Origin of the sequence: Micromonospora sp. NPDC049204, assembly GCF_040647935.1 — a bacterium.
In the GTDB taxonomy this organism is placed as follows: Bacteria; Actinomycetota; Actinomycetes; order Mycobacteriales; family Micromonosporaceae; genus Micromonospora.
Genome location: NZ_JBEZDC010000017.1, coordinates 134,121 through 154,329, shown reverse-complemented (window position 1 = coordinate 154,329; position 20,209 = coordinate 134,121). Strand labels below are relative to the sequence as shown.

At 71.8% G+C, this 20,209-nt stretch carries 21 protein-coding genes; 10 read left to right on the top strand and 11 right to left on the bottom strand.

Annotation, left to right across the window (positions count from 1 at the left end; genetic code table 11):
* Positions 1 to 60: 60 nt before the first annotated feature.
* Positions 61 to 1,218 carry a glutamate 5-kinase gene (proB, locus tag AB0A90_RS27815; protein ID WP_357253674.1) on the bottom strand — a complete coding sequence of 386 codons (1,158 nt, stop codon included), beginning with the start codon at positions 1,216 to 1,218 and terminating at the stop codon, positions 61 to 63.
* Between the two features lie 13 nt (positions 1,219 to 1,231).
* Between proB and AB0A90_RS27810 the strand changes: the two genes are divergently transcribed.
* Entirely contained in the window at positions 1,232 to 1,546 is a 315-nt protein-coding gene (locus tag AB0A90_RS27810) for an MGMT family protein (protein WP_357253672.1), read from the top strand.
* Between the two features lie 46 nt (positions 1,547 to 1,592).
* Here the strand turns inward: AB0A90_RS27810 and AB0A90_RS27805 are convergent, their stop codons facing one another.
* Entirely contained in the window at positions 1,593 to 2,813 is a 1,221-nt protein-coding gene (locus tag AB0A90_RS27805; protein ID WP_357253669.1) for a hypothetical protein, read from the bottom strand.
* Positions 2,806 to 3,369, bottom strand: a complete 564-nt coding sequence (locus AB0A90_RS27800) for a SigE family RNA polymerase sigma factor (protein ID WP_357253667.1) — start codon at positions 3,367 to 3,369, stop codon at positions 2,806 to 2,808. The genes AB0A90_RS27805 and AB0A90_RS27800 overlap by 8 nt, the downstream gene beginning before the upstream one ends.
* Before the next feature lie 182 nt (positions 3,370 to 3,551).
* Between AB0A90_RS27800 and AB0A90_RS27795 the strand changes: the two genes are divergently transcribed.
* Positions 3,552 to 4,943 carry an MFS transporter gene (locus tag AB0A90_RS27795; protein ID WP_357253665.1) on the top strand — a complete coding sequence of 464 codons (1,392 nt, stop codon included), beginning with the start codon at positions 3,552 to 3,554 and terminating at the stop codon, positions 4,941 to 4,943.
* 27 nt (positions 4,944 to 4,970) lie between these two features.
* Positions 4,971 to 6,452, top strand: a complete 1,482-nt coding sequence (locus AB0A90_RS27790; protein WP_357253664.1) for an aminotransferase class V-fold PLP-dependent enzyme — start codon at positions 4,971 to 4,973, stop codon at positions 6,450 to 6,452.
* A gap of 150 nt (positions 6,453 to 6,602) precedes the next feature.
* Here the strand turns inward: AB0A90_RS27790 and AB0A90_RS27785 are convergent, their stop codons facing one another.
* The 4 genes from AB0A90_RS27785 to AB0A90_RS27770 all read right to left on the bottom strand — a co-directional run bounded on the left by AB0A90_RS27785 (position 6,603) and on the right by AB0A90_RS27770 (position 10,398).
* Positions 6,603 to 7,796: a hypothetical protein gene (locus AB0A90_RS27785; protein WP_357253662.1), complete on the bottom strand. Its 1,194-nt coding sequence runs from the start codon at positions 7,794 to 7,796 to the stop codon at positions 6,603 to 6,605.
* Complete coding sequence (locus AB0A90_RS27780) at positions 7,789 to 8,355, bottom strand: SigE family RNA polymerase sigma factor (protein ID WP_357253659.1); 567 nt, start codon at positions 8,353 to 8,355, stop codon at positions 7,789 to 7,791. The genes AB0A90_RS27785 and AB0A90_RS27780 overlap by 8 nt, the downstream gene beginning before the upstream one ends.
* Before the next feature lie 311 nt (positions 8,356 to 8,666).
* On the bottom strand, positions 8,667 to 9,869 hold the full coding sequence (locus AB0A90_RS27775; protein WP_357253657.1) for a hypothetical protein: 1,203 nt from the start codon (positions 9,867 to 9,869) through the stop codon (positions 8,667 to 8,669).
* Positions 9,862 to 10,398, bottom strand: coding sequence for a SigE family RNA polymerase sigma factor (locus tag AB0A90_RS27770; RefSeq protein WP_357253655.1), 537 nt, complete (start codon positions 10,396 to 10,398; stop codon positions 9,862 to 9,864). Before AB0A90_RS27770 ends, AB0A90_RS27775 begins: the two co-directional genes overlap by 8 nt.
* Before the next feature lie 260 nt (positions 10,399 to 10,658).
* On the opposite strand from AB0A90_RS27770, the gene AB0A90_RS27765 reads away from it, so the two are divergent.
* Together AB0A90_RS27765 and AB0A90_RS27760 are read left to right on the top strand one after the other, a co-directional pair.
* Complete coding sequence (locus tag AB0A90_RS27765; RefSeq protein ID WP_357253653.1) at positions 10,659 to 10,898, top strand: hypothetical protein; 240 nt, start codon at positions 10,659 to 10,661, stop codon at positions 10,896 to 10,898.
* Positions 10,899 to 11,092: 194 nt separating this feature from the next.
* Entirely contained in the window at positions 11,093 to 11,674 is a 582-nt protein-coding gene (locus AB0A90_RS27760) for an NADH-quinone oxidoreductase subunit B family protein (RefSeq protein ID WP_357253651.1), read from the top strand.
* A 53-nt stretch (positions 11,675 to 11,727) separates the two neighbouring features.
* Here AB0A90_RS27760 and AB0A90_RS27755 read toward each other — a convergent pair whose 3' ends face one another.
* Positions 11,728 to 12,657, bottom strand: a complete 930-nt coding sequence (locus AB0A90_RS27755) for a hypothetical protein (protein WP_357253649.1) — start codon at positions 12,655 to 12,657, stop codon at positions 11,728 to 11,730.
* A gap of 222 nt (positions 12,658 to 12,879) precedes the next feature.
* Between AB0A90_RS27755 and AB0A90_RS27750 the strand changes: the two genes are divergently transcribed.
* A complete protein-coding gene (locus AB0A90_RS27750; protein ID WP_357253647.1) occupies positions 12,880 to 14,196 on the top strand; it encodes a DUF2252 domain-containing protein in 1,317 nt (438 codons plus the stop codon).
* 16 nt (positions 14,197 to 14,212) lie between these two features.
* Here the strand turns inward: AB0A90_RS27750 and AB0A90_RS27745 are convergent, their stop codons facing one another.
* The gene (locus tag AB0A90_RS27745) at positions 14,213 to 15,259 is read right to left on the bottom strand and encodes a glucose 1-dehydrogenase (protein ID WP_357253645.1); all 1,047 of its coding nucleotides are present in this window, start codon (positions 15,257 to 15,259) and stop codon (positions 14,213 to 14,215) included.
* 105 nt (positions 15,260 to 15,364) lie between these two features.
* Here AB0A90_RS27745 and AB0A90_RS27740 point away from each other — a divergent pair, with 105 nt between their 5' ends.
* Together AB0A90_RS27740 and AB0A90_RS27735 are read left to right on the top strand one after the other, a co-directional pair.
* Positions 15,365 to 16,171, top strand: coding sequence for an NADH-quinone oxidoreductase subunit C (locus tag AB0A90_RS27740; RefSeq protein WP_357253643.1), 807 nt, complete (start codon positions 15,365 to 15,367; stop codon positions 16,169 to 16,171).
* Entirely contained in the window at positions 16,171 to 17,133 is a 963-nt protein-coding gene (locus tag AB0A90_RS27735; RefSeq protein ID WP_357253641.1) for a complex I subunit 1 family protein, read from the top strand. Before AB0A90_RS27740 ends, AB0A90_RS27735 begins: the two co-directional genes overlap by 1 nt.
* A gap of 227 nt (positions 17,134 to 17,360) precedes the next feature.
* Here AB0A90_RS27735 and AB0A90_RS27730 read toward each other — a convergent pair whose 3' ends face one another.
* Positions 17,361 to 18,380, bottom strand: a complete 1,020-nt coding sequence (locus AB0A90_RS27730) for a glutathione S-transferase C-terminal domain-containing protein (protein WP_357253639.1) — start codon at positions 18,378 to 18,380, stop codon at positions 17,361 to 17,363.
* A gap of 116 nt (positions 18,381 to 18,496) precedes the next feature.
* On the opposite strand from AB0A90_RS27730, the gene AB0A90_RS27725 reads away from it, so the two are divergent.
* Entirely contained in the window at positions 18,497 to 18,925 is a 429-nt protein-coding gene (locus AB0A90_RS27725; protein WP_357253637.1) for an ester cyclase, read from the top strand.
* Here AB0A90_RS27725 and AB0A90_RS27720 read toward each other — a convergent pair.
* Complete coding sequence (locus AB0A90_RS27720; protein WP_357253635.1) at positions 18,906 to 19,505, bottom strand: Uma2 family endonuclease; 600 nt, start codon at positions 19,503 to 19,505, stop codon at positions 18,906 to 18,908. The two genes, AB0A90_RS27725 and AB0A90_RS27720, sit on opposite strands and share 20 nt — an antisense overlap.
* A 66-nt stretch (positions 19,506 to 19,571) precedes the next feature.
* Between AB0A90_RS27720 and AB0A90_RS27715 the strand changes: the two genes are divergently transcribed.
* Positions 19,572 to 20,186: an NADH-quinone oxidoreductase subunit I gene (locus tag AB0A90_RS27715; protein ID WP_357253633.1), complete on the top strand. Its 615-nt coding sequence runs from the start codon at positions 19,572 to 19,574 to the stop codon at positions 20,184 to 20,186.
* Positions 20,187 to 20,209 lie beyond the last annotated feature (23 nt).

The window sequence follows — 20,209 nt, the reverse complement described above, 5'->3', positions numbered from 1 at the left end:
GAGGCAACAGAGCCCTGAATTGATGATTCGCTCGCTGACGCTCACTCATGCCAGCTCTCCCTAGAGCAGGACGAGGTCGTCACGGTGGACGACCTCTCGTTCGTACGCCGGACCCAGCGCCGCGGCGAGTTCGGACGTGGAGCGGCCGAGCAGCCCCGGCAGCTCCACCGCGTCGTAGTTGACCAACCCACGGGCGACCGACGCGCCGGCGGTGTCGACTAGGTCCACCGGGTCGCCCGCGGTGAAGGTGCCGTCCACGGCGGTGATGCCGGCGGGGAGCAGCGACTTGCGTCGCCCGACGACGGCCGCCACCGCGCCCGGGTCGAGGTGCAGCCGCCCCCGGGGTGACGTGGCGTGGGCCAGCCAGAACAGTCGGGCTGTCGGGCGTTGCCGCTGCGGGTGGAACAGGGTGCCGACCGGTTCGCCGGCCAGCGCCTGCGTGGCCAGGTCGGCGGCGGTGAGCACCACCGGGATGCCGAAACCGGTGGCGATCCGGGCGGCCTCGACCTTTGTCACCATGCCGCCGGTGCCGACACCGGACCGGCCGGCCCCGCCGATGGTGATCCCGGCGAGGTCCGCGTCGCCGTGGACCTCGGTGATCCGGGTCGACTGCGGCCTGGTGGGGTCGCCGGTCCAGAGTGCGTCGACGTCGGAGAGGAGGACCAGCAGGTCGGCGTGCACCAGCGCGGCGACCAGAGCGGCCAGTCGGTCGTTGTCGCCGAACCGGATCTCCTGGGTGGCCACCGTGTCGTTCTCGTTGACGATCGGCACCGCCCCCAGGTCGAGCAGCTTGCGCAGCGTCCGGTACGCGTTGCGGTAGTGCGCCCGCCGGGTCACGTCGTCGACGGTGAGCAGCACCTGCCCCACGGTGCGGCCGTGCCGGGCGAAGCTGGTCGCGTACCGGCCGATCAGGAGGCCCTGCCCGACGCTGGCGGCGGCCTGCTGGGTGGCCAGGTCGCGCGGGCGTCGGGGCAGCCCGAGCGGGGCGAGGCCGGCAGCGATCGCGCCGGAGGAGACCAGCACCACCTCGCGGCCCTCGCTGGTCAGCCGGCCGAGGGTGTCGACGAGCGTGTCGACGCGCTCGTCGGCCAGCCCGCCGGTCGCGGTGGTCAACGAGGACGATCCGATCTTGACGACGACCCGCCGGGCCGCCGTGACTGCGTCGCGCACGCGACCATTCTGCGTGGTCACGGCGGCACCGCCCGGCGGCGTTCCCATATGGTGGCGGATTGTGACTCCTGACGAGTACGTCGAGGCGGTGCTCGACCTGGTCGAGCGGATCCCGGAGGGTCGGGTGATGTCCTACGGCGCGGTGGCCGACGCGCTCGCCGAGCGCTCGGGTCGCGCCTCGGCGCGGCTGGTGGGCAACATCATGGCCCGCCACGGCGGCTCGGTGCCCTGGCACCGGGTGGTGACCTCCGCTGGCCGGCTGCCGCCGGGGCACGAGCGGGAGGCGCGGTCCCGGCTGCGCGCCGAGGGGGCGCCGCTGCGCGGCGAGGGCGTGGACATCGCGGCGGCCGGATGGTCGCCGGAGGAGAGGCCGTGACCACCGACGGCACGTGATCGGCGAGCCCGGTGGGCGTGGTCGCTGTTCAGAACCGGATGGGGGACGGCATCGTGTTGTCGTCTGGTTTGCGGTCGGGCCACGTGCGGTCCTGGGTGTCGCCGTGCAGGATGAGGAAGCTCCGGGTGGAGGCGTCGGCACCCGGCTGGCCAGGTATCAGTTGGACGAAGGTGTAGCGGCGCGACTTACCAGCCGGTACGCCGGGTAGCAGACACCCGGGTTCATCCGAGTCCGACAGCCTTACCGGTTTGCACCGGGCCCAGTCTCCGCCCGCCCGTTCCCCACGTTCGATCTTGTGAAACGCGACCTGCGGCGCGTCGACCGGGCCGGCGTTGGTGACCGTGAAGACCAGGGTGAGTTCGCGTCGGGTGTCCGTACCGGGGACCTCGGCCAACTCGTGGGTCATGCTCACCCTCAGGTCGGTGAGCCGGGGATCGGGGCCGAATGTCGTGGGGCCGTCGGTCTGCTCGAACCGCTGCCCCTCCCATCGGTACGTCCGCACCTGCTCCCGGCGGAGATAGTCGGGGATCTCGCAACACGGCACGATGTCGGCCACCGTCACCTGGACCGAACCGGTCGGGGTGATCTCCGCCGCGAGGATGTCCGTGAACTCGTCGTCGGTCCGGACCACTCGGCCCACCGTCACGATCCGCTCGTCGGAGTTCCGCTCGAAGGCCACCACCTGCTTGGCCGACGCTTCGCCGTACCGGCAGGCGACGATGGCGATGGTCTCGTCGGCCCCGTCGCCATCGATGTCGCCGTACTCGAATTCGTTGTCGGCCAACTCCGACACGTACGTCTTCTTCGTGTTGGTCTTCAGCCGCACGTTGGAGGTGGTGCAGCCGCCCTCCATCTCACTCGGCTGCCAGTTCGGCAGGTCGACAGGTGTGGCGAGCAGTTGCGCACGGCTTATTCGCCCGGCCGGGCCGGTCGGGGCGGTGGGCGTCGGCGTCTGGGTCTGCGTCGGTGACCCGGTCGGCGTGGGCGTCGGCGGCGCCGACGTGGACGGGGTCGGCGGTGGGACGGACTCCACCGGCACCGGCGTAGTCCGGTCGGCGTGCAGCGCGGCGTTGATGACGACGGGGGTCACCCCCAGGACGACCGCCGCCGCGGCGGCGGCGGCCGTCATCCGTCGGCGGCGGCGCAGGCGCTGGCGGGCCTTGTCGGGACCGGGGCCGGCGACCCGGCTGATCACGTCATCGCGGTACGCGCCGAGCCGCCCGCGCAGCAGCGGGTCGAGGTCAGACATCACGTACCCCCTCGGTGTTCTCGTCGAGCAGCGCGGCCAGGGCGGTCCGGCCGCGGTGCAACCACGACTTGACGGTGCCCTCGGCCACCCCCTCCTGCGCGGCGATCTGGCTGACCGACAGGTCGGCCAGATAGTGCAGGATGACCGCGCGGCGATGGTTGGGCGGCAGTTGCGCGAGCGCCGCGTCGATGGCGACCCGGTCGGGTGTCGGCCCGGCCACCTCGGCCTCGGTGCGCCGTTGTCGCAGCAGGTGGTCCCGGGCGGTACGCAGGCGTCGCCAGCGGCTGTGTGCCAGGTTCCAGGCGACCTTGCGGACCCAGGCCACCGGGTCGTCGTAGCGGACCAGGCGGTCCCAGCGGGCCAGCGCTCGGTAGAACGCCTCCTGGGCCAGGTCCTGGGCGTGGCCCAGATCCCCCGTGTACGCCGACAGTTGGGCGGTCACGCTGCCGAAGTGCGCGTGGTAGAAGTCGTCGAAGGTGATCGTGGTCTCGACCGCCGAACCGTCCGTCCGTACCGCCGGTGGCTGATTGGCGCGGGAGCCCATCGTTGACGTCACTGTCCCTCCCCCGTGACCGCCAGGCTGATCTGCCCTCGGCGGTGGTAACACTCCAGAACTGCGGACGCGGTTGCGGCTTCGCTGCCGGCAACCTGACTTGTTAGATGCCGGCGACGGGCCGGCAGTTCATGACCGCAGGAGGGGATGTGTCCGCCACCGCAACGTGAGTAATATTCGGCCCCATGAAAACGCCGCCGGGCGCCGGCTCGCTGCCTCGACGGGTGCACGCCGGCTATGCGCTCGGCTCCCTGGCCACCGGTGCGTTCGGCACCGTGCCCGGTCTGCTGCTGCTGCCGTACCTGACCGACACGCTCGGTGTGGCCGCCGGGCTGGCCGCTCTGCTGGTGCTGCTGCCGAAGGCGTGGGACGTGCTGGTCAACCCGGTCGCCGGTCGGATCTCCGACCGCACCCGGTCGCCCTGGGGCGCCCGCCGGCCGTACCTGCTCGTCGGCGGCCTCGCGCTCGCCGTGCTGTTCGCGTCGATCTTCGCCGCGCCGTTCGGCAACGGCTCGGCCGCCGCCGCGTACGTGGCGTTCGCCTTCCTGCTCACCGCCACCGCGTTCGCCTTCTTCCAGGTGCCGTACGTGGCGATGCCGGCGGAGCTGACCGACGACTACGCCGAGCGCACCAGGTTGATGACCTGGCGGATCGCCGTGCTGGCGCTGGCCATCCTGGTCTCCGGCGCGATCGCTCCGCTGGTGGTGACCGCCGGCGGGGACGGTGTGGCCGGGCACCGGTGGATGGGCCTGTTCGTGGCGGTGCTGATCGCCCTCGGTGCCCTCGGCGCGTTCTTCGGCACCCGGTCCGCGCCGACCGGCGCGGTGGGCGGCAGCGAGCCCACGCTGCGCGCCCAGCTCGCCGTGGCCGGGGCCAACCGCCCGTTCCGGGCGCTGCTGATCTGCTTCGTGGTGCAGTCCGCCGGGGTGGCGACGATCCTGGCCGGGGTCAACTACTTCGCGGCGCAGATCCTGCGCGACGAGCAGAGCGGGCCAACCCTGCTCTTCGTCTGCTTCGTCGGGCCGGCGCTGTTGGTGATGCCACTCTGGACCCGGGTCGGTGCCCGGCTCGGCAAGCGGACCGCCCTGGTCGTCGGCTCGCTGATCCTCGCCGCCGGGGCGCTGGCCCTGGTCGCCGCGCCGGTGCTGCCGCCGGTCGCGGTCTACCTGATGGTCGCGGTCATCGGTGTGGGGTACGCCGGACAGCAGGTCTTCGCGTTGGCGATGCTGCCGGACTGCATCGCGTACGACACGGCGCGCACCGGCCGACGGCAGGCGGGTGTCTTCACCGGCCTGTGGACCGCCGGGGAGACCTTCGGCCTGGCGCTCGGCCCGGGCATCTACGGGCTGGTGCTCCAGCTCGGCGGCTACGTCTCCTCCGACACCGGCTCGGCGGCGGCCCAGTCCGACACGGCCAGACTGGGCGTGCTGCTCGGCTTCACGATCATCCCGGCCCTGCTGGTGGCTCCGCCCGTCCTCCTCCTGCGCCGCTACACCCTGACCCCCGCCGCGCTAGCCGCCGCCACCCGCGCCGGACGGGTCGATCATGGAGTTGTGGTGGGGGACGAAAGCCGTTGACCGTCACGAGAAGGGCACCATGACTCCATGATCGACGAGAGTAGGGCCTTGCCTCCCGGGATTGCCGCTGACGTCGTGCTCTCCGAGGTGCGCCAGTTGCGCGCCGGCGACCGGCCGACCCACGGGGGGCAACTGTTCGCGTACGTCTACGACCCGGCGGTGCCGGGGCTGGACGAGCTGGCTGCCGCCGCGCACCGCGAGAGCGCACACGTCAACGGGCTGGACCCAACCGCCTTCCCCTCGCTGCTGGCCATGGAGAACGCCCTGGTCGGCGCCGCTGGCCGGGTGCTCGGCGCCGGTCCGGGCACCACCGCCCCGGACGTCGTCGGCAGCGTCACCAGCGGCGGCACCGAGTCGCTGATCCTCGCCGTCAAGACGGCCCGGGACGCGCACCCGGAGATCGACGCGCCCCGGATCGTGGTGCCGTCGACCGCGCACGCCGCGTTCGCCAAGGCGGCGCACTACCTGCGGGTGGCGCTGGACGTCGTGCCGGTGTCCCCGGACACGCTGCGTCCCGATCCGAGCGCGATGGCCGCCGCGATCCGCCCGGAGACGGTGCTTGTCGCCTGCTCCGCGCCGTCGTACGCGCACGGCGTGGTGGACCCGGTCGCCGAGATCGCCGCCGCGGCGGCCGCCGCCGGGGTGCGCTGCCACGTGGACGCCTGCTTCGGCGGCTGGACCCTGCCCTACCTGCGCCGCCTCGGCGAGCCGGTGCCGGCGTTCGACTTCGAGGTCCCCGGGGTCACCAGCATCTCGGTGGACCTGCACAAGTACGCGTACGCGCCGAAGGGCGTGTCGGTGCTGCTGCACCGCGACGCCCAACTGCGTGCCCCGCAGTACTTCGCGTACGCGGACTGGCCCGGCTACACGATGATCAACCCGGTGATCGCGTCCACCCGTTCCGGCGGGCCGATCGCCGCCGCGTACGCGACGCTGCGGCACCTCGGCGACGACGGCTACCTGCGGCTGGCCGAAGCCACCCGCGACGCGGTCACCGGCCTGGCCGACGCGGTCCGGGCGGTCGACGGACTGCGGCTGATGGCCGAACCCGAGTCCACGGTGGTCTGCTTCACCGCCACCGAGGGTGGCCCCGACCTGTTCGTGCTCGTCGACGAGCTGACCGCGCGCGGCTGGCACACCCAACCCCAACTGTCGTACGCCGGGCTCCCGGCCAGCGTGCACCTCACGGTGACCGCCTCGGTGGCGCCCCGGGTGGCCGAGTTCGGGCCGGACCTGGTCGCCGCGGTGGCCGCCGCGCGCGCGGCCGGTCCGGTGGCCCTCCCGCCCGAGCTGGTGGCGTTGGCGACGTCGCTGACGCCGGACGCGCTCACCCCCGAACTGGTCGCCGGGCTCGCCGGCGGGCTCGGGCTGGGTGGTGGCGACGCGCCGACGGACCGGATGGCGGTGGTGAACACGCTGCTGGACGCCGCCCCGCCGGCGCTGCGGGAGCGGCTGCTCGTCGAGTTCGTCGGGCTGCTGCAACGTCCCAGCTGGGGTTCGGACGACTGAACGGCGGTGACCCACCCCCTGCGGGTGGGGCACCGAACGCCCAGTTGTTCAGAGACCCCGGGCAGTTGCACCCGGTTGTCCTTCTCGGTGAGGTCGGGCCGCAGTCCGGTCCCGGCCGGATGACCGGCCGGGACCGCACGCCGCTGTCGATCAGCGGTAGTAGTGGGTGAAGGTGGCGAGGTTGTCGTCCCGTTCGCGTTCCAGCAGCGCGGTCCCGTCGGCGCCGCTGCCGAAGAGTTCGATGGTCGCCTTGCCCGAGGCCAACGGTGTGCCCTGTGCACGCTTCAGTCCGAGGGTGAGCCGGATGTCCGCGTGCGGTGCCAGCCGGCCCAGGGTGCACCGGTACGGCACCCGCGCGTCGGCCATGTTCTCGCGACACCGGTTCCAGCCATCCCCGACCGGCCGTAACTGCCACGGCAGGTCGAACGACAGCACCGCCTCGGCCACCTCGCCCGCGCTGGCATTGCGTACCCGGACCTCGATCGTGCCCGCGAAGCTGTCGCCGGGCTCCCGGGCGAGAGCCAGGTTCGACGAGCTGACCGACAGGTCGGCGGCGTGCGGGTTGGGACCGAAGCCGGAGGGCCCCTCGGTCTGCCGGAACCGGCTCCCGTCCCACTGGTACCCGCGCCACTGGCGCTGCGACTGCTCGAGAGGCCAACCGGGCCCCGGCGCCCGGTCGGCCATCGCCACCCGGGTTACGCCGTCGGCCCGCACCTCGAGCCCGATCAGCCATTCCGGAGTCGGGTCGGCGGTGGCGGCCACCCGGCCCAGTGTGACGATCCGGCCGGCCGTGTCCCGATCGAAGGCGACCACCTGCGCCGGCCCTCGGGAGCCGAGCAGGCAGCGCACCAGGACGACGGTCTCCGTCGCCCCGTCGCGATCCACGTCTCCGTAGCCCATCTCGACCAGCAGATTGGGGTCATCGCTCACCGGGTCGCCGCTGAGCCGGATCCCACGAGACGCACACGCCTTACCGTCCGGGCGGTCAGGCAGGCCGCCCCAGGCGGGCAGGTCGACGTTGGCGGCGAGCAGCTCGGTCCGCTCGATTCTGCCGTCCGGCACCGGCGGTGCGGAGGAGACCGACGGCGACGGCGAGGGCGACGGGGAATCGGACGGTGGCGCCGTCGCCGTTGGCGCCGGGTGCCGGCGGAGCCCCGCCTGACCGGCCACTGGCACGGCCACGGCCACCACCAGCGCCGCGGCCACCGCCACCGCCGCGCGCCGGCGCCTGCGGCGGACGGTACGGCGGACCGCAGTCGGGCCGCCCGGCGCGATCGTCGGGAGCATTGCCTGCCGGTACGCGGAGAACTCCGCGTCGAGTCGGGCGCTGTCGAACTCAGGCATGGTCGGTCACCTCGTTCTGGGGAGCCAACTGTGCCGCCAGCGCGGCTCGACCCCGGTGCAACCAGGTCTTGACCGTGCCCTCGGGCACGTCCTCCTGCTGGGCTATCTCGGTGACGGAGAGGTCCGCGAGGTGATGCAGCACCACGACGCGTCGGTGGTTCGGCGGCAGCGCCGCGAGCGCCCGCGTCAACACCACCCGGTCGGGGTTGGGGCCGGGCACCTGCTCCTCACGTTGACGCCGCAGGTAGGACTGGGCGGTCCGCAGCCGACGCCAGCGGCTGGTGGCCAGATTCCAGGCGACCCGCCGCACCCAGGCCACCGGGTCGTCATAGCGGGAAACCTTCCCCCACCGCGCGAAGGCCCGGCAGAACGCCTCCTGGACCAGGTCCTGCGCCTGGCTGAAGTCGCCGAAGTAGGCAGCGAGCTGAATGGTCAGCGAGCGGAAGTGGGCATGGTAGAGCCGGTCGAAGTCGACGGCGTCGGCCGAAGCCCTGCCGGCCAGCCGGATCACTTCCTCTGGTGGAGGCTTGCCAAGCCTCGATTCGACGCTCACCGTCACCTGATCCTCCCCGTCTCCTGTCACCCACCCTCGGGGTCCGGGGGCGACGTCGCTCACACGCCGGGAAGCGCACTCGGGTTTCGGCGTCTTCCGAGAAGTTCGGTGAACATTTGATGACCTGGCCGACTGCTCCCACCGCCAGCCCGCGGACGTCGACTGTGATTCGCTGTCCGCTGCTGGACGCCGCCCGCCGGCCGTGCGCGAGCGCCTACTCGTCGAGTTCGTCGGCCTGCTGCGACGTCCCACCTGGTGACACCGCACGGTCCGGTCCGCACGTCGGACGACGGCGGATCGGACCGTGCCGGACCGGCTTAACGGTAGGTGATTTCGACTGTGTTGTCCGGTTCGTAGACCTCCTCCACGACGTCGAAGTTCGCGTCCATCGGCCGCACGTTCACGTCTGCCTTGCCCGTACCGACCGTGGTGCCCGCCGCGACCCGGAACCCCAGCGTCAGCAGAACGTCCTTGCCGCCGTCGAGCCCGTCGAGGTCGCAGGTCACCGGCTCCCGGGTCGTCTCCGCGTCGTTGCGGCAGTCCGCCCAGCCAAGGCGATCCGGGCGGACCGCCGCCGGCAGGCCGAGCCGCAGGGCCATGTGGGCGGCCAGTCCGGTCGTGTTGCGGATGCGCACGGTCACCGTGCCGACCCGAGAGCCGTCCGGCGCGTCGGCCAGCACCAGGTCCGTGGCGCTGACGACAAGGTTGACGTCGTGCCGGTTCGGGCCGAAGCTCGTCGGCCCGGACACCTGGGCGAAGGCATCACCCTTCCAGCGGTAGCCCCGCCACTGCCGTTGTGACCACTCGCCGTTCCAGCCGCCCCCGGGCGCGATGTCACCGACCTGTACGCGGACCGTGCCGTCGTCCACCACGTCGAGCGCGAACAGCCACTGCGGCTTGTCGATGGTGGTGGCGACCACCCGGCCGAGCGTGACCACCTTCCCTTCCTCGTCCCGGTCGAAGGCGACCACCTGCATCGGCCCCTTGGTGCCCAGCACGCACTGCACGAGCGCCACGGTCTCCACCGCGCCGTCCCCGTCGACGTCGCCGTGGTCGAGCGCCACGAGCCAGTTGACGCCCTCCCGATCGTCCGCGGAGATCCGCGTCTGCGACGTCGGGCAGCCCCGTCCGGGCCGCCACGCCGGCAGGGTCACCGATGCGGCGAGCAACTGTGCCCGGCTGATCCGGCCGTCCGGCACGGGCGTCGTCGGGCTGGCGCTTGTCGCGGAAGGGCTGGGAGTCGAGCTGGCCGAGGTGCTCGGCGTGGGCGACGCCGAGACGCTGGGCGTCGGCTCGACCGGACCCGGGCGGTGGTCCGGCCCGTTCATCGCCGCGTACCCGAGGGCCGACCCGCCGAACAGCGTGAGCGCCGTGCCAGCGGTGGTCGCCACCCGACGCCGGCCGCGCCCTCGTACCGTCCGCCGAACGGCGGCCGGGCCGGGCACCTCGACCTCGTCCAGGACGGTACGGCGGTAGCGGGTGAACTCTTCGGCCAGGCCGAGGGCCTCCTGCTCAGACATCCCGCACCTCCTCGTTGCTGTCGCGTAGCTGGGTGGCGAGTGTGGCCCGGCCCCGGTGCAGCCAGGACTTGACCGTCCCCTCGGCGACCTGTTCCTGGGCGGCGATCTCCGCGACCGTCAGGTCGGCGAGGTAGTGCAGCACGACCGCCCGCCGCTGGTTCGGCGGTAACGTCGCCAACGCGGTGTCGAGGGCCACCCGGTCGGGGCTGGGCTCCGGGGCGTAGGTCTCCCGCTGCCGCAGCAGCCACGTCTGGGCGGTCCGCAGCCGCCGCCAGCGGTTGTGGCCGAGATTCCAGGCGACCTTGCGTACCCAGGCCAGGGGGTCCTCGTACCCGACGATCCGGTCCCAGCGAGCGTACGCCCGGCAGAACGCCTCCTGAACCAGGTCCTGCGCCTGCCCACGGTCACCCGTGTACGCGGTCAGCTGCACCACCAGGGCGCGGAAGTGGGCGTGGTAGAAGTCGTCGAAGACCAGCTCGGCAGCCTTCGGCGCGGAGCTGCCCGGCGGGTCCGGTGGACGTCCGCCCACCCGTACTCCTCTTGTCACAAGCACTCGTCCTCCCCGTGGTGGCCGCAGGCGGCGTGGTTCGCCAGCACCGGTCACACACTCGGGCGCACCGGCGGGTTGCGGGCGTTTCTGTCGTGTCCAGGACGACGCGTCGCATGACACAGATTCGTGAATCGAACATCAGTCAGCAATATTTATATGTATGCCTATAAGTGGGTTTCATAGCATTCGCCGCTTCCGTACGGTCAAGTCATCAAGCACCAACGAGACGGGGAGAGAAAATGACGATGCGGAAGATCCTGATCAGCGGAGTGACTTCGGCGGCCGGGCTCGCCCTCGGCCTGGGTGGCGCGGCGGCAGCCGTCACGGCGATCGGCCCCGGCCCGGGTGCGCCGGGCGAGATTGGTCCTGGTCCGGGCGTGATCCTCGCCATCGGCCCCGGCCCGGGTGCTCCCGGGAAGATCGGTCCTGGTCCGGGCGTCGCGGAGTTGACCGCGCCCGGCTCCACGCTGGCAGCCTGAGCACTGCGTACCGGCCTGACGACTGTTGCGTAGCGGGCCCGGCCAGCACTGCTGGCCGGGCCTGACCGGCAGGCTGTCATGCTGGCTCCCCCTCCGGCCTTCCTCGTTGGCTGACGTGCGCGGCCCGGAGAAGCCACGAACGAGGCTCGGAGCTGCTGTGGTTGACTGTCCGGTGGGGGACGAAGGGGGCGGTCGTGCAGTTACCGGCAGTGCTGGGTGAGCCGATCCGGTTCGTGTTGAACTGGGGGCGCCGCTACTCGCTCTGGGTGTTCAACTTCGGTCTGGCCTGCTGCGCGATCGAGTTCATCGCCACCAGCATGGGTCGGCACGACTTCATCCGGCTCGGCGTGATCCCGTTCGCCCACGGCCCCCGCCAGGCCGACCTGATGGTGGTGTCCGGCACGGTGACCGACAAGATGGCTCCGGCTATCAAGCGGCTCTACGACCAGATGCCCGAGCCGAAGTACGTCATCTCGTTCGGCGCCTGCTCGAACTGCGGCGGCCCCTACTGGGACTCGTACTCGGTGACCAAGGGCGTCGACCAGCTCATCCCGGTCGACGTCTACGTGCCCGGCTGCCCACCCCGGCCGGAGGCGCTGCTGCACGGCATCCTGCGTCTGCAGGAGAAGATCGCCGCCGAGCAGTCCGGCCTCGGCGGTGTGCCGCAACGAGATCTGCTGGCCGCCCCGCTGGACGCCCCGCCCCGCGAGGCCGCCGCCCCGCGCTCCGTCGACTCCCTCACCGCCCCGCCGGTACGCCCACCCTCCGCGACCTGACGGCGGCCGCCCGCCAGCCGGGCGAGTCCGGGTGGCGGTCGGCCGCGCGCTCATCAGTTGTCGGCCGCGACGAGCGTGGTCTGGGCGGTGTTGTCGCTCGGGTCGGCGTCCGGCGTCTCGTACCAGTCGGCCGTCACTTCAAGGGTGATGACGTCCCGGGCGTCGGCCGGGTCGGTCGGCGGGCTGACGAGCAACCCGAAGCTGCGCACCTCGCCGGGCATCATCCGCTGCCCGGGCACCGGGGCGCGGTCCGAACCCACCGGGCCGTCCGAGGGCGCCGTGTACTGGATCAGCGACCCGGCCGGCAGCGGGCTGGCCTTGACGTGCAGCCCGAGGTGCGGCGCGTCCCCCCGGTACCGGACGGTCACCGGCACGTAGAGGTTGCCGCTGCCCTCCGGGTCGAGGGTCGCCGGGCCGACCGACTCGATGCCGGCGTCCGGCCGGGTGTCCTGCGCGTACGGCCGGGGGTGGGCCAGCGACCCGGTGGTGGAACGGAACCGGGCGCCGAACGCCTTGCGCGCCACCAGGTCGCCGTCGGCCGAGTAGACCTCGACCCAGCCACCGGCCATGCTCATCGGGTACGTACGCGGGTTGGTCAGCACCTGGAAGTCCACCACGTTCCGGATGCTCTCGCCCGGAGCCAACTCGGCCAGGTCGTCGGTCAGCGCGCAGTTGAACACCCGGCGGTTGTCCTCCACCCGCTGGTCGAAGCTGTCGCAGTTGCTGGTGCCCGGCTGGAAGGCGCCCGGCACCGGCTCGCGCAGCGTGTAGTAGAAGTACTGGGTCTCGCTGCCGGTGTTGGTGACGGTCAGGGGGACGCTGCCCCGGTAGCCCCGTTCGGTCGGGTCGAGGATGAGCTTGCCCACCGACAGCGTGCCGCCGGCGGTGTCGGCCGGTGCGGCGGCCACCGGGCCGGTGCTGGCGACCGACGTGGTCAGGCCGAGCAGTACCGCTGTGAACAGGGTCCCCGTCTTCTTGAGCATGAAAATGTGGTCCTCCCGTGATGGCAGCCGGAGCGCAACACGCCCGCTACCAGATAGACGTCAGCGAACCCACGGTTTGGTTGCCCCTGCACGACCGTCGATTCGCCTTGATCCAGAATCGGCGATGCGATACCCCGTCGCCCCTCGCCTCAATCCGTCGGCCGCAAGGGCAAAGCGGTCGTCCGACGTACGGGGTGGCCGGGCAGGGCTAGCCTGCGCAGCATGACCAGCTCAGTGGACCAGCGGTCCGCCCACATCGTCGACGTGCTCACCGAGGAGTTCGGCGCGTCCATGGCGATCGACCCGGCCGCCTTCCGCCGCAAGTTCCGCAAGATGGCCGCGTCCCCGTTCGCCTTCTACCGGGGCAGTGCCGCGCTGTTCTACGCCGACCAGCTCGGCGACTTCGCCGACGACCGGTTCCTCGACGAGCGAACCAGCCGGGTGTGGATCCACGGTGACCTGCACGCGGAGAACTTCGGCACCTACATGAACGCCTCCGGGCAACTCGTGTTCAACGTCAACGACTTCGACGAGGCGTACGTCGGGCCGTTCACCTGGGACCTGCGCCGGCTCGCGGCAAGCGTGGCGCTGCTCGGCTACGGCAAGGCGCTCTCCGACACGTCGATCGGCGACCTGGTCGCCGGCTTCGCCCGGTCGTACCTGACCGAGCTGCGGGCGATCGCCGCCGGCGGCGACGACGCGATCGGCTCGATCACCCTGGAGAACGCCGACGGGGTCCTGCGGCGGGTGCTCCAGCAGGCCCGGCTCAACACCCGCGTGGACCTGCTCGCCACACAGACCACCATCGACAACTACGAGCGGCGGTTCTCCATCGGAGACGGGGTGTTCGAGGTCGACGACGCCACCCGGGACCGGGTGCGCGCCGCCTTCCAGGACTACCTGGGCACCCTGCCGTCCGCCTCGACGCAGCTCCGGCCGGTGGCGGCGCGGATCAAGGACGTGGTGCTGCGCAAGGGGGTGGGCATCGGGTCGGCCGGGCTGCCGTCGTACAACCTGCTGTTGGAGGGGCACACCCAGGCCCTGGAGAACGACGTCGTCATCTACATGAAGCAGGCGCAGGTGCCGGCCGTGGCGCGGTACGTCACCGACGAGTCGGTCCGCGGCTACTTCCAGCACCAGGGGCACCGGACCGCCGAGTCCCAACGGGCGTTGCAGGCGCACGCCGACCCGTGGCTGGGCTTCACCGAGTTGGACGGGGCCGGCCAGCTCGTCGCCGAGGTCTCCCCGTACGCCGCGGACCTGGACTGGTCGGACGTGAACGAGCCGGAGGAGTTGACCGGGGTGCTCGTCGACCTCGGCCGGGCGGTGGCCCGGATGCACTCGGTCGCCGACGACGAGTCCAGTCACGACCTGGTGGACTATTCCACCGAGGAGGCGATCGTGGCCGCGGTGAACGCCGACGAGTCGGGCTTCGTCACCCACCTGGTGGACTTCGCCCACGCGTACGGGGTGCGTGCCCGGCAGGACCACCAGCTCTTCGTCGACCTGTTCCGCAACGGCCGGCTGCCGGGCATCTGATTTGGCGGGGCGTCGCTCAGGACGCGAACTCCAGCACCACCTTGATGTCGTCCGGCCCGGGGGTGTACGCGTCGAGGTACCGGTTCACCGGCACCCGACGGGTGATCAGCGACTCCAGCCAGACCTGGTCGGCGCGGGCCAGCGCCTGCGCGGCCATGTCCCAGTGCCGCCGGTTGGCGTTCACCGAGCCGAAGACCACGTTGTTCTCCAGCACCAGCTCCCGGTTGAGCGCACCGGCGTCGAAGTCGATGCTCCGGCCACCGCTGGACACCCCGGCCAGGCAGACGATCCCGGTGGGGGCCGCCTTGCACATGACGTCGAGGACCACGGTGGGAGCGCCGGTGCACTCGATCACCACGTCCGGCTCCAAGGGCAGGTCGTTGACCGACACCGTGTGGTAGGTGGCGCCGAGCCCGGCGACCAGCTCCGGCTTCGGCCCGTCGGTGTTCCGGTCCAGCACGTGGACGGTCAGCCCACGCTGGGTGCCGAGCAGGGCGGCCAGCAGCCCGATCGGCCCGGCCCCGGTCACCAGGACCGTCTGCGGCTGCCACTCGGCCCGGTGCCCGATCCGCTCGATGTGGTCCCAGGCCTTCGCCACCACACTTGTCGGCTCCAGCAGCACGCCCACCTGGGCCAGCGCCGGGTCGAGCGCGACCGCGAACCGCGGTTCGACCCGCCAGCGGTCCCGGGCGAAGCCGGCCAGTGCCTTGATGCCGTGTTCGGTGTACTGACCGTTCCGGCACATGTCCCACTCGCCGACCGCGCAGTTCGAGCAGGGCACCGGGTCGGGATACCGGACGATCCCAGCCACCAGGTCGCCGGGTTGCAGGGTGCCGCTGGAGTCCTCGATCACCCGGCCCAGTGACTCGTGCCCGATGACCAGGCGGTCGGCGCCCGGCGGCGCCTCGCCGTACTCCCCGGCGATGATCTCGTGGTCGGTGCCGCAGATCCCCACCGCCAGCGCCTCGACCAGGACAGAGCCCTCCTCGGCAGCCGGCTCCGGCTGATCCTCGACGAGGCTCAGCGAGTTGGCGACCCCGGGTTTCACAGTCACAGCGCGCACGACCTCATCTTTCCCCGCCGAGGGCCGCGCCGCTCCCGAAGCCGGCAGATCACCAGGCCTCGGCGGCGGCCAGGCGCGGACCCGACCGGCACTAGGATCAGCGACATGACTCCCGAAGCCCTCGGCGCTCGGCTGGTCGCGCTGCTCGCGCCGGTTGCGGCGACCCCGTCGGTCTCCGGCGGGCAACGGTTCGCCCGCGCCACCGTGGACGTCCCGCCGGACACTTGGCTCACCGCGGTCCGGGCCACGCGCGACGACGACACGTTGGCCTGTGACTTCTTCGACTGGCTCTCCGCGGTCGACGAGTTGGCCGACGGCTTCGACGTGGTGGCGCACCTCTGGTCGACGCGGCTGCGGCACGGTGTGCTGCTGCGTACCCGGCTGCCGCGCGACGCGCCCACCGTCGCCTCGGTGGTCGACGTCTACCCGGGCGCCGCCTGGCACGAGCGGGAGACACACGAGATGTTCGGCATCGACTTCGCCGGCCACGGGGACCTGCTGCCGCTGCTGCTGCCGCCGGAGTTCGAGGGCCATCCGCTGCGCAAGGAGTTCGTGCTCGCCTCCCGGGTGGCCAAGCCCTGGCCGGGCGCGAAGGAGCCGGGCGAGTCCGAGGCTGGTGGTGGACGTCGGCCGATCCGCCCGCCGGGCGTACCCGCGCCGGGCGAGTGGGGCACCACGCCCACCCCGGCCGGCGCCGGTGGCGTGGGAGAGGGACCGCGTGGCGGCACCCCGGCCCGCCCGGCCGGTGAGCGTCCGGCGCGGCCCGCGCCGGGGACCCGTCCGGCGCGTACTCCCCGGTCTGCCGCGCCCGCCGACGGCCCGGCCGCTGACGGGGCCGGCGCAGCCGACCAGCCGGTCGCGGACCCGCCGGCCCGCGACGGCCGCACCGACGACGACGGGGGTACGACCTGATGCCGCTCTGGGTGGAGCTGGTGCTGCGGGTGGGTGGCGTGCTCGTCGCGTTCCTCACCCTGCCGTTGCTTGTCGGCCAGGCCGAGCACAAGGTGATGGCGCACATGCAGGGCCGGCTCGGTCCGATGTACGCGGGTGGCTTCCACGGCTGGGCCCAGTTGGTCGCGGACGGGGTCAAGTTCGTGCAGAAGGAGGACGTGACCCCGCGCGACGCCGACCGGGCGGTGTTCCGGCTCGCCCCGGCGGTGGCCCTGGTGCCCTACCTGCTGGTGCTGCTGGTCATCCCGCTCGGCCCGAACGACCTGGTCGGGCAACCGTTGGACATCGGCCTGTTCTTCGTGCTGGCCGTGGTCGGTGTCGGCGTGGTGGCGGTGCTGATGTCGGCGTGGGCGTCGGCCAACAAGTACAGCCTGCTGGGCGGCCTGCGCGGAGCGGCCCAGCTGCTCGGCTACGAGCTGCCGCTGGTGCTGGCCGCCGCTTCGGTGGCGATGGCCGCGGGCACGCTCAGCCTGTCGGGCATCGTCGAGGCGTGGCAGCCGTGGTGGCTGCTCTGGCAGGCACCCGCGATGATCGTCTTCTTCGTCGCCGGGCTGGCCGAGATCCGTCGGCCGCCGTTCGACATGCCGGTGGCCGACTCGGAGCTGGTCTTCGGCTACATGACCGAATACACCGGTCTGCGTTTCGCGTTCTTCCTGCTCGCCGAGTACGTCGGCATCGTGGTGATCGCCGCGCTGACCACTGTGCTGTTCCTCGGTGGGTGGCAGGGTCCGTTCGCCGACGATCAGCTGGGCTGGCTCTGGACGCTGCTCAAGATCTTCGCGGTGTCCTTCGTGATCATCTGGCTGCGGGTGTCCTACCCCCGGCTACGTGAGGACCAGCTCCAGCGTCTCTGCTGGCTGGTCCTCGTGCCCGCCTCCCTGGCCCAGTTGGTCCTCACGGCAGCCGTCCGCGTAGCCCTGTAGAACCGAACCCCGCGCGACCGCGCAGCACGCGGTGAGAACGTCGCATGATCGCGCCTCGCGCGGCGAGAACGTCGCATGATCGCGCTCGATCCTTGTTGTAGTGGCCTCGGTGGTCCGGGAGGCCACTGGATCCAGGATCGAGCGCGATCTTGCTGCGCGCGGGCCGCCGTGCAGGCCGCACATCCCGCAGGTTGCGCCGCGGAGCGTCCGGTGCGGAGGTCGCGCGGTCAGCGCAGCGGGGTGTGGGCCGGGTCGACCGGCTCGGCCGGGGGTGGGGGCGGGGTGCCGTCGCCGAAGGGGCGGCCACCCAGGGCCTCCCGACCGTGTGGGGTGACCCAGTTGGACAGGTCGGGGCCGAGCGGCACGATCCCGGTCGGGTTGATGTCGCGGTGCACCTCGTAGTAGTGCCGCTTGATGTGGTCGAAGTCGATGGTGTCGCCGAAGCCGGGGGTCTGGAACAGGTCCCGCGCGTACGCCCACAGCACCGGCATCTCGCTCAGCTTCTGCCTGTTGCACTTGAAGTGGCCGTGATACACCGGGTCGAAGCGGACCAGCGTGGTGAACAGCCGCACGTCGGCCTCGGTGATGGTGTCGCCGACCAGGTAACGCTGGTCGGTCAGCCGCTCGGTCAGCCAGTCCAGCCGGTCGAAGAGCCGGTGGTACGCCTTGTCGTACGCCTCCTGGCTGCCGGCGAACCCGCACCGGTAGACGCCGTTGTTGACGTCCCGGAAGACCACGTCGTTGACCTCGTCGATCTGCGCCCGCAGGTGCTCGGGGTAGAGCTGCGGGGCACCGTCGCGGTGGTACGCCGCCCACTGCGTGGACAGGTCGAGACTCATCTGCGCGTAGTCGTTGGTCACCACCTGCCCGGTCGGCACGTCGACGATCGCCGGGACGGTGATGCCGCGCTCGTAGCCGGGGAAGCGCTTGAAGTACGCCTCCTGGATGCGCTCGATGCCGAGCACCGGGTCCCGGCCGCCCGGGTCGAGGTCGAAGGTCCAGCTCCGGGCGTCGTGGGTCGGCCCGGCCACCGCCATCGAGATGGCGTCCTCCAGGCCGAGCAGCCGGCGCACGATGATCAGACGGTTGGCCCACGGGCAGGCCCGGCTGACCGCCAGCCGATAGCGGCCGGGCTCCACCGGGTACCCGTCGCGCCCGTCCTCGGTGATCCGAGTGGCGATGTACCGCTGGTCGCGGGTGAACTCAGCACCCGGCTCGACGTACTTCCCGCCTGTTTCCTCGCCCACGTCATCCTCCGGTTCGTCGCCGCCTCCGTTCCATCCTCGCGGATCTTCGGCCGCACCGTGCGGTGCGGCGCAACCTGGCCCGTTCCGGGGCCGGACGGCCCGGTTACCCTGCCGGGATGACGGATGTGGAGGCGGCGGCCCGGCGGTTCATCGCCGATGTGTGGAACGCGCGCCGGGAGGAGTCCGCGTACGAGTTGATCGCCGAGGAGTGCCCGGGGCTGGGCGGCACCGGGCCGGAGGCGACGCTGGCCTGGCACCGGGAGCGGCGGGCGGCCTTCCCGGACCTGCGCTACAAGATCGTGGACGTGGTGGCGGCCGGCGAGCGGGTGGCCGTGCACTGGCGGGCCGCCGGCACGCACGCCGGGCAGTTCGGGCCGGTGCCGCCGACCGGGCAGGTGGCCAGCTACTCCGGTGCGACGTTCCTGCGCTTCGACGCGGCGGGCCGGATCGTCGAGGTGTGGAGCTGCACCGAGTTGTTCCAGTTGCTGCAACAGCTCGGCGTCGAGATGCTCCCACCGACCGTCGTCAGCGGACCCGGGGCGTGATCCGGCTGATCGGCAGATTGATCGGAAAGGGCTCGCCGGTGTCGACGACCGTCGTCCACCGCCCGGTCTCGGTGTAGGCCTCGTTCGACGCGTCGATCCGGTAGGTCACGACCTCCAACGCGCCACGCTGCGTCTCGATCCGCCAGTAGAAGGGGATGCCGGCCTGGGCGTACAGCGCCGGCTTCACCAGCCGGTCGAGTGTCTCGGTGCCCTCGCCGACGACCTCGACGGCGAGCACGACGTCGCGCGGGGCGTACCAGTGCCGGTGATCTTCGTCGTCTGCGGCGTGGAGGATAACCCCGTCGGGCACGAACGTCCGTCTGTCGCTCAGCCGCACCTCCACGCCGTGGACGCCGTCGTACCCGTCTGGCGCCATGTCGTCGAGCGCCGCCATGAGACGTGCCGTGACCTGCTGGTGCGTGGTTCGCGGAGGCGGTGGAACAAGCAGAATGCCGTCGAGCAGTTCGCGGCGGCGATTGTCGTCTGGGATTCTGTCGAGATCGTCGGTGGTCCAGCCGCCCTCCGGAGTGCGAAACGTTTCCAGTTCGGTCGTCATCGATCCTCCGGCCGGTTTGCGCATCCCACGTCCACCCTAGGGTCGTCGACCTGTGGGTGGTGGTCGCGCGCGCCGGGGCCACAGGGCAGGATGGTCGACATGACCCACTCCAGCGAGCACGGCGACCCGGCCGGCGCCAGCGGCGCGCGCGGCCTGCCCGGCGCGGGCCTGGTGAAGGGGCTGGCGGTCACGCTCAAGACGATGACCAGCCGCTCGACCACCCAGCAGTACCCGGACGTGGCCCCCGACCTGCCGCCGCGCTCGCGTGGCGTGATCGCGCTGTCGGAGGAGAACTGCACGGTCTGCATGCTCTGTGCCCGGGAGTGTCCGGACTGGTGCATCTACATCGACTCGCACAAGGAGGAGGTGGTGGTGCCCGGCGCCGCCCGCCCCCGGCAGCGCAACGTGCTCGACAAGTTCGACATCGACTTCTCGCTCTGCATGTACTGCGGCATCTGCATCGAGGTCTGCCCGTTCGACGCGCTCTACTGGTCACCCGAGTTCGAGTACGCCGAGTACGACATCAAGGACCTGCTGCACGACAAGGAGCACCTCGGCCAGTGGATGGCCACGGTCCCCGCGCCACCCGCGCACGACCCGAACGGGGAGCCGGCCAAGGAGGAGACCGCGGCCGCCCGCAAGGCCGCCGCCGCGCGTCCGGCCCCATCGGTACGCCCCGACGCCGACCAGGACCCCGCGACGTGACCGCCCGAGCCGGAGAGGCCGCC

Coding starts and splice junctions, on each gene's coding strand:
- proB (WP_357253674.1), bottom strand. CDS start 1,218: ATGGGAACGCCGCCGGGCGGTGCCGCCGTGACCACGCAGAATGGTCGC.
- AB0A90_RS27805 (WP_357253669.1), bottom strand. CDS start 2,813: ATGTCTGACCTCGACCCGCTGCTGCGCGGGCGGCTCGGCGCGTACCGC.
- AB0A90_RS27795 (WP_357253665.1), top strand. CDS start 3,552: ATGAAAACGCCGCCGGGCGCCGGCTCGCTGCCTCGACGGGTGCACGCC.
- AB0A90_RS27790 (WP_357253664.1), top strand. CDS start 4,971: ATGATCGACGAGAGTAGGGCCTTGCCTCCCGGGATTGCCGCTGACGTC.
- AB0A90_RS27785 (WP_357253662.1), bottom strand. CDS start 7,796: ATGCCTGAGTTCGACAGCGCCCGACTCGACGCGGAGTTCTCCGCGTAC.
- AB0A90_RS27775 (WP_357253657.1), bottom strand. CDS start 9,869: ATGTCTGAGCAGGAGGCCCTCGGCCTGGCCGAAGAGTTCACCCGCTAC.
- AB0A90_RS27765 (WP_357253653.1), top strand. CDS start 10,659: ATGACGATGCGGAAGATCCTGATCAGCGGAGTGACTTCGGCGGCCGGG.
- AB0A90_RS27755 (WP_357253649.1), bottom strand. CDS start 12,657: ATGCTCAAGAAGACGGGGACCCTGTTCACAGCGGTACTGCTCGGCCTG.
- AB0A90_RS27750 (WP_357253647.1), top strand. CDS start 12,880: ATGACCAGCTCAGTGGACCAGCGGTCCGCCCACATCGTCGACGTGCTC.
- AB0A90_RS27740 (WP_357253643.1), top strand. CDS start 15,365: ATGACTCCCGAAGCCCTCGGCGCTCGGCTGGTCGCGCTGCTCGCGCCG.
- AB0A90_RS27735 (WP_357253641.1), top strand. CDS start 16,171: ATGCCGCTCTGGGTGGAGCTGGTGCTGCGGGTGGGTGGCGTGCTCGTC.
- AB0A90_RS27725 (WP_357253637.1), top strand. CDS start 18,497: ATGACGGATGTGGAGGCGGCGGCCCGGCGGTTCATCGCCGATGTGTGG.
- AB0A90_RS27720 (WP_357253635.1), bottom strand. CDS start 19,505: ATGCGCAAACCGGCCGGAGGATCGATGACGACCGAACTGGAAACGTTT.
- AB0A90_RS27715 (WP_357253633.1), top strand. CDS start 19,572: ATGGTCGACATGACCCACTCCAGCGAGCACGGCGACCCGGCCGGCGCC.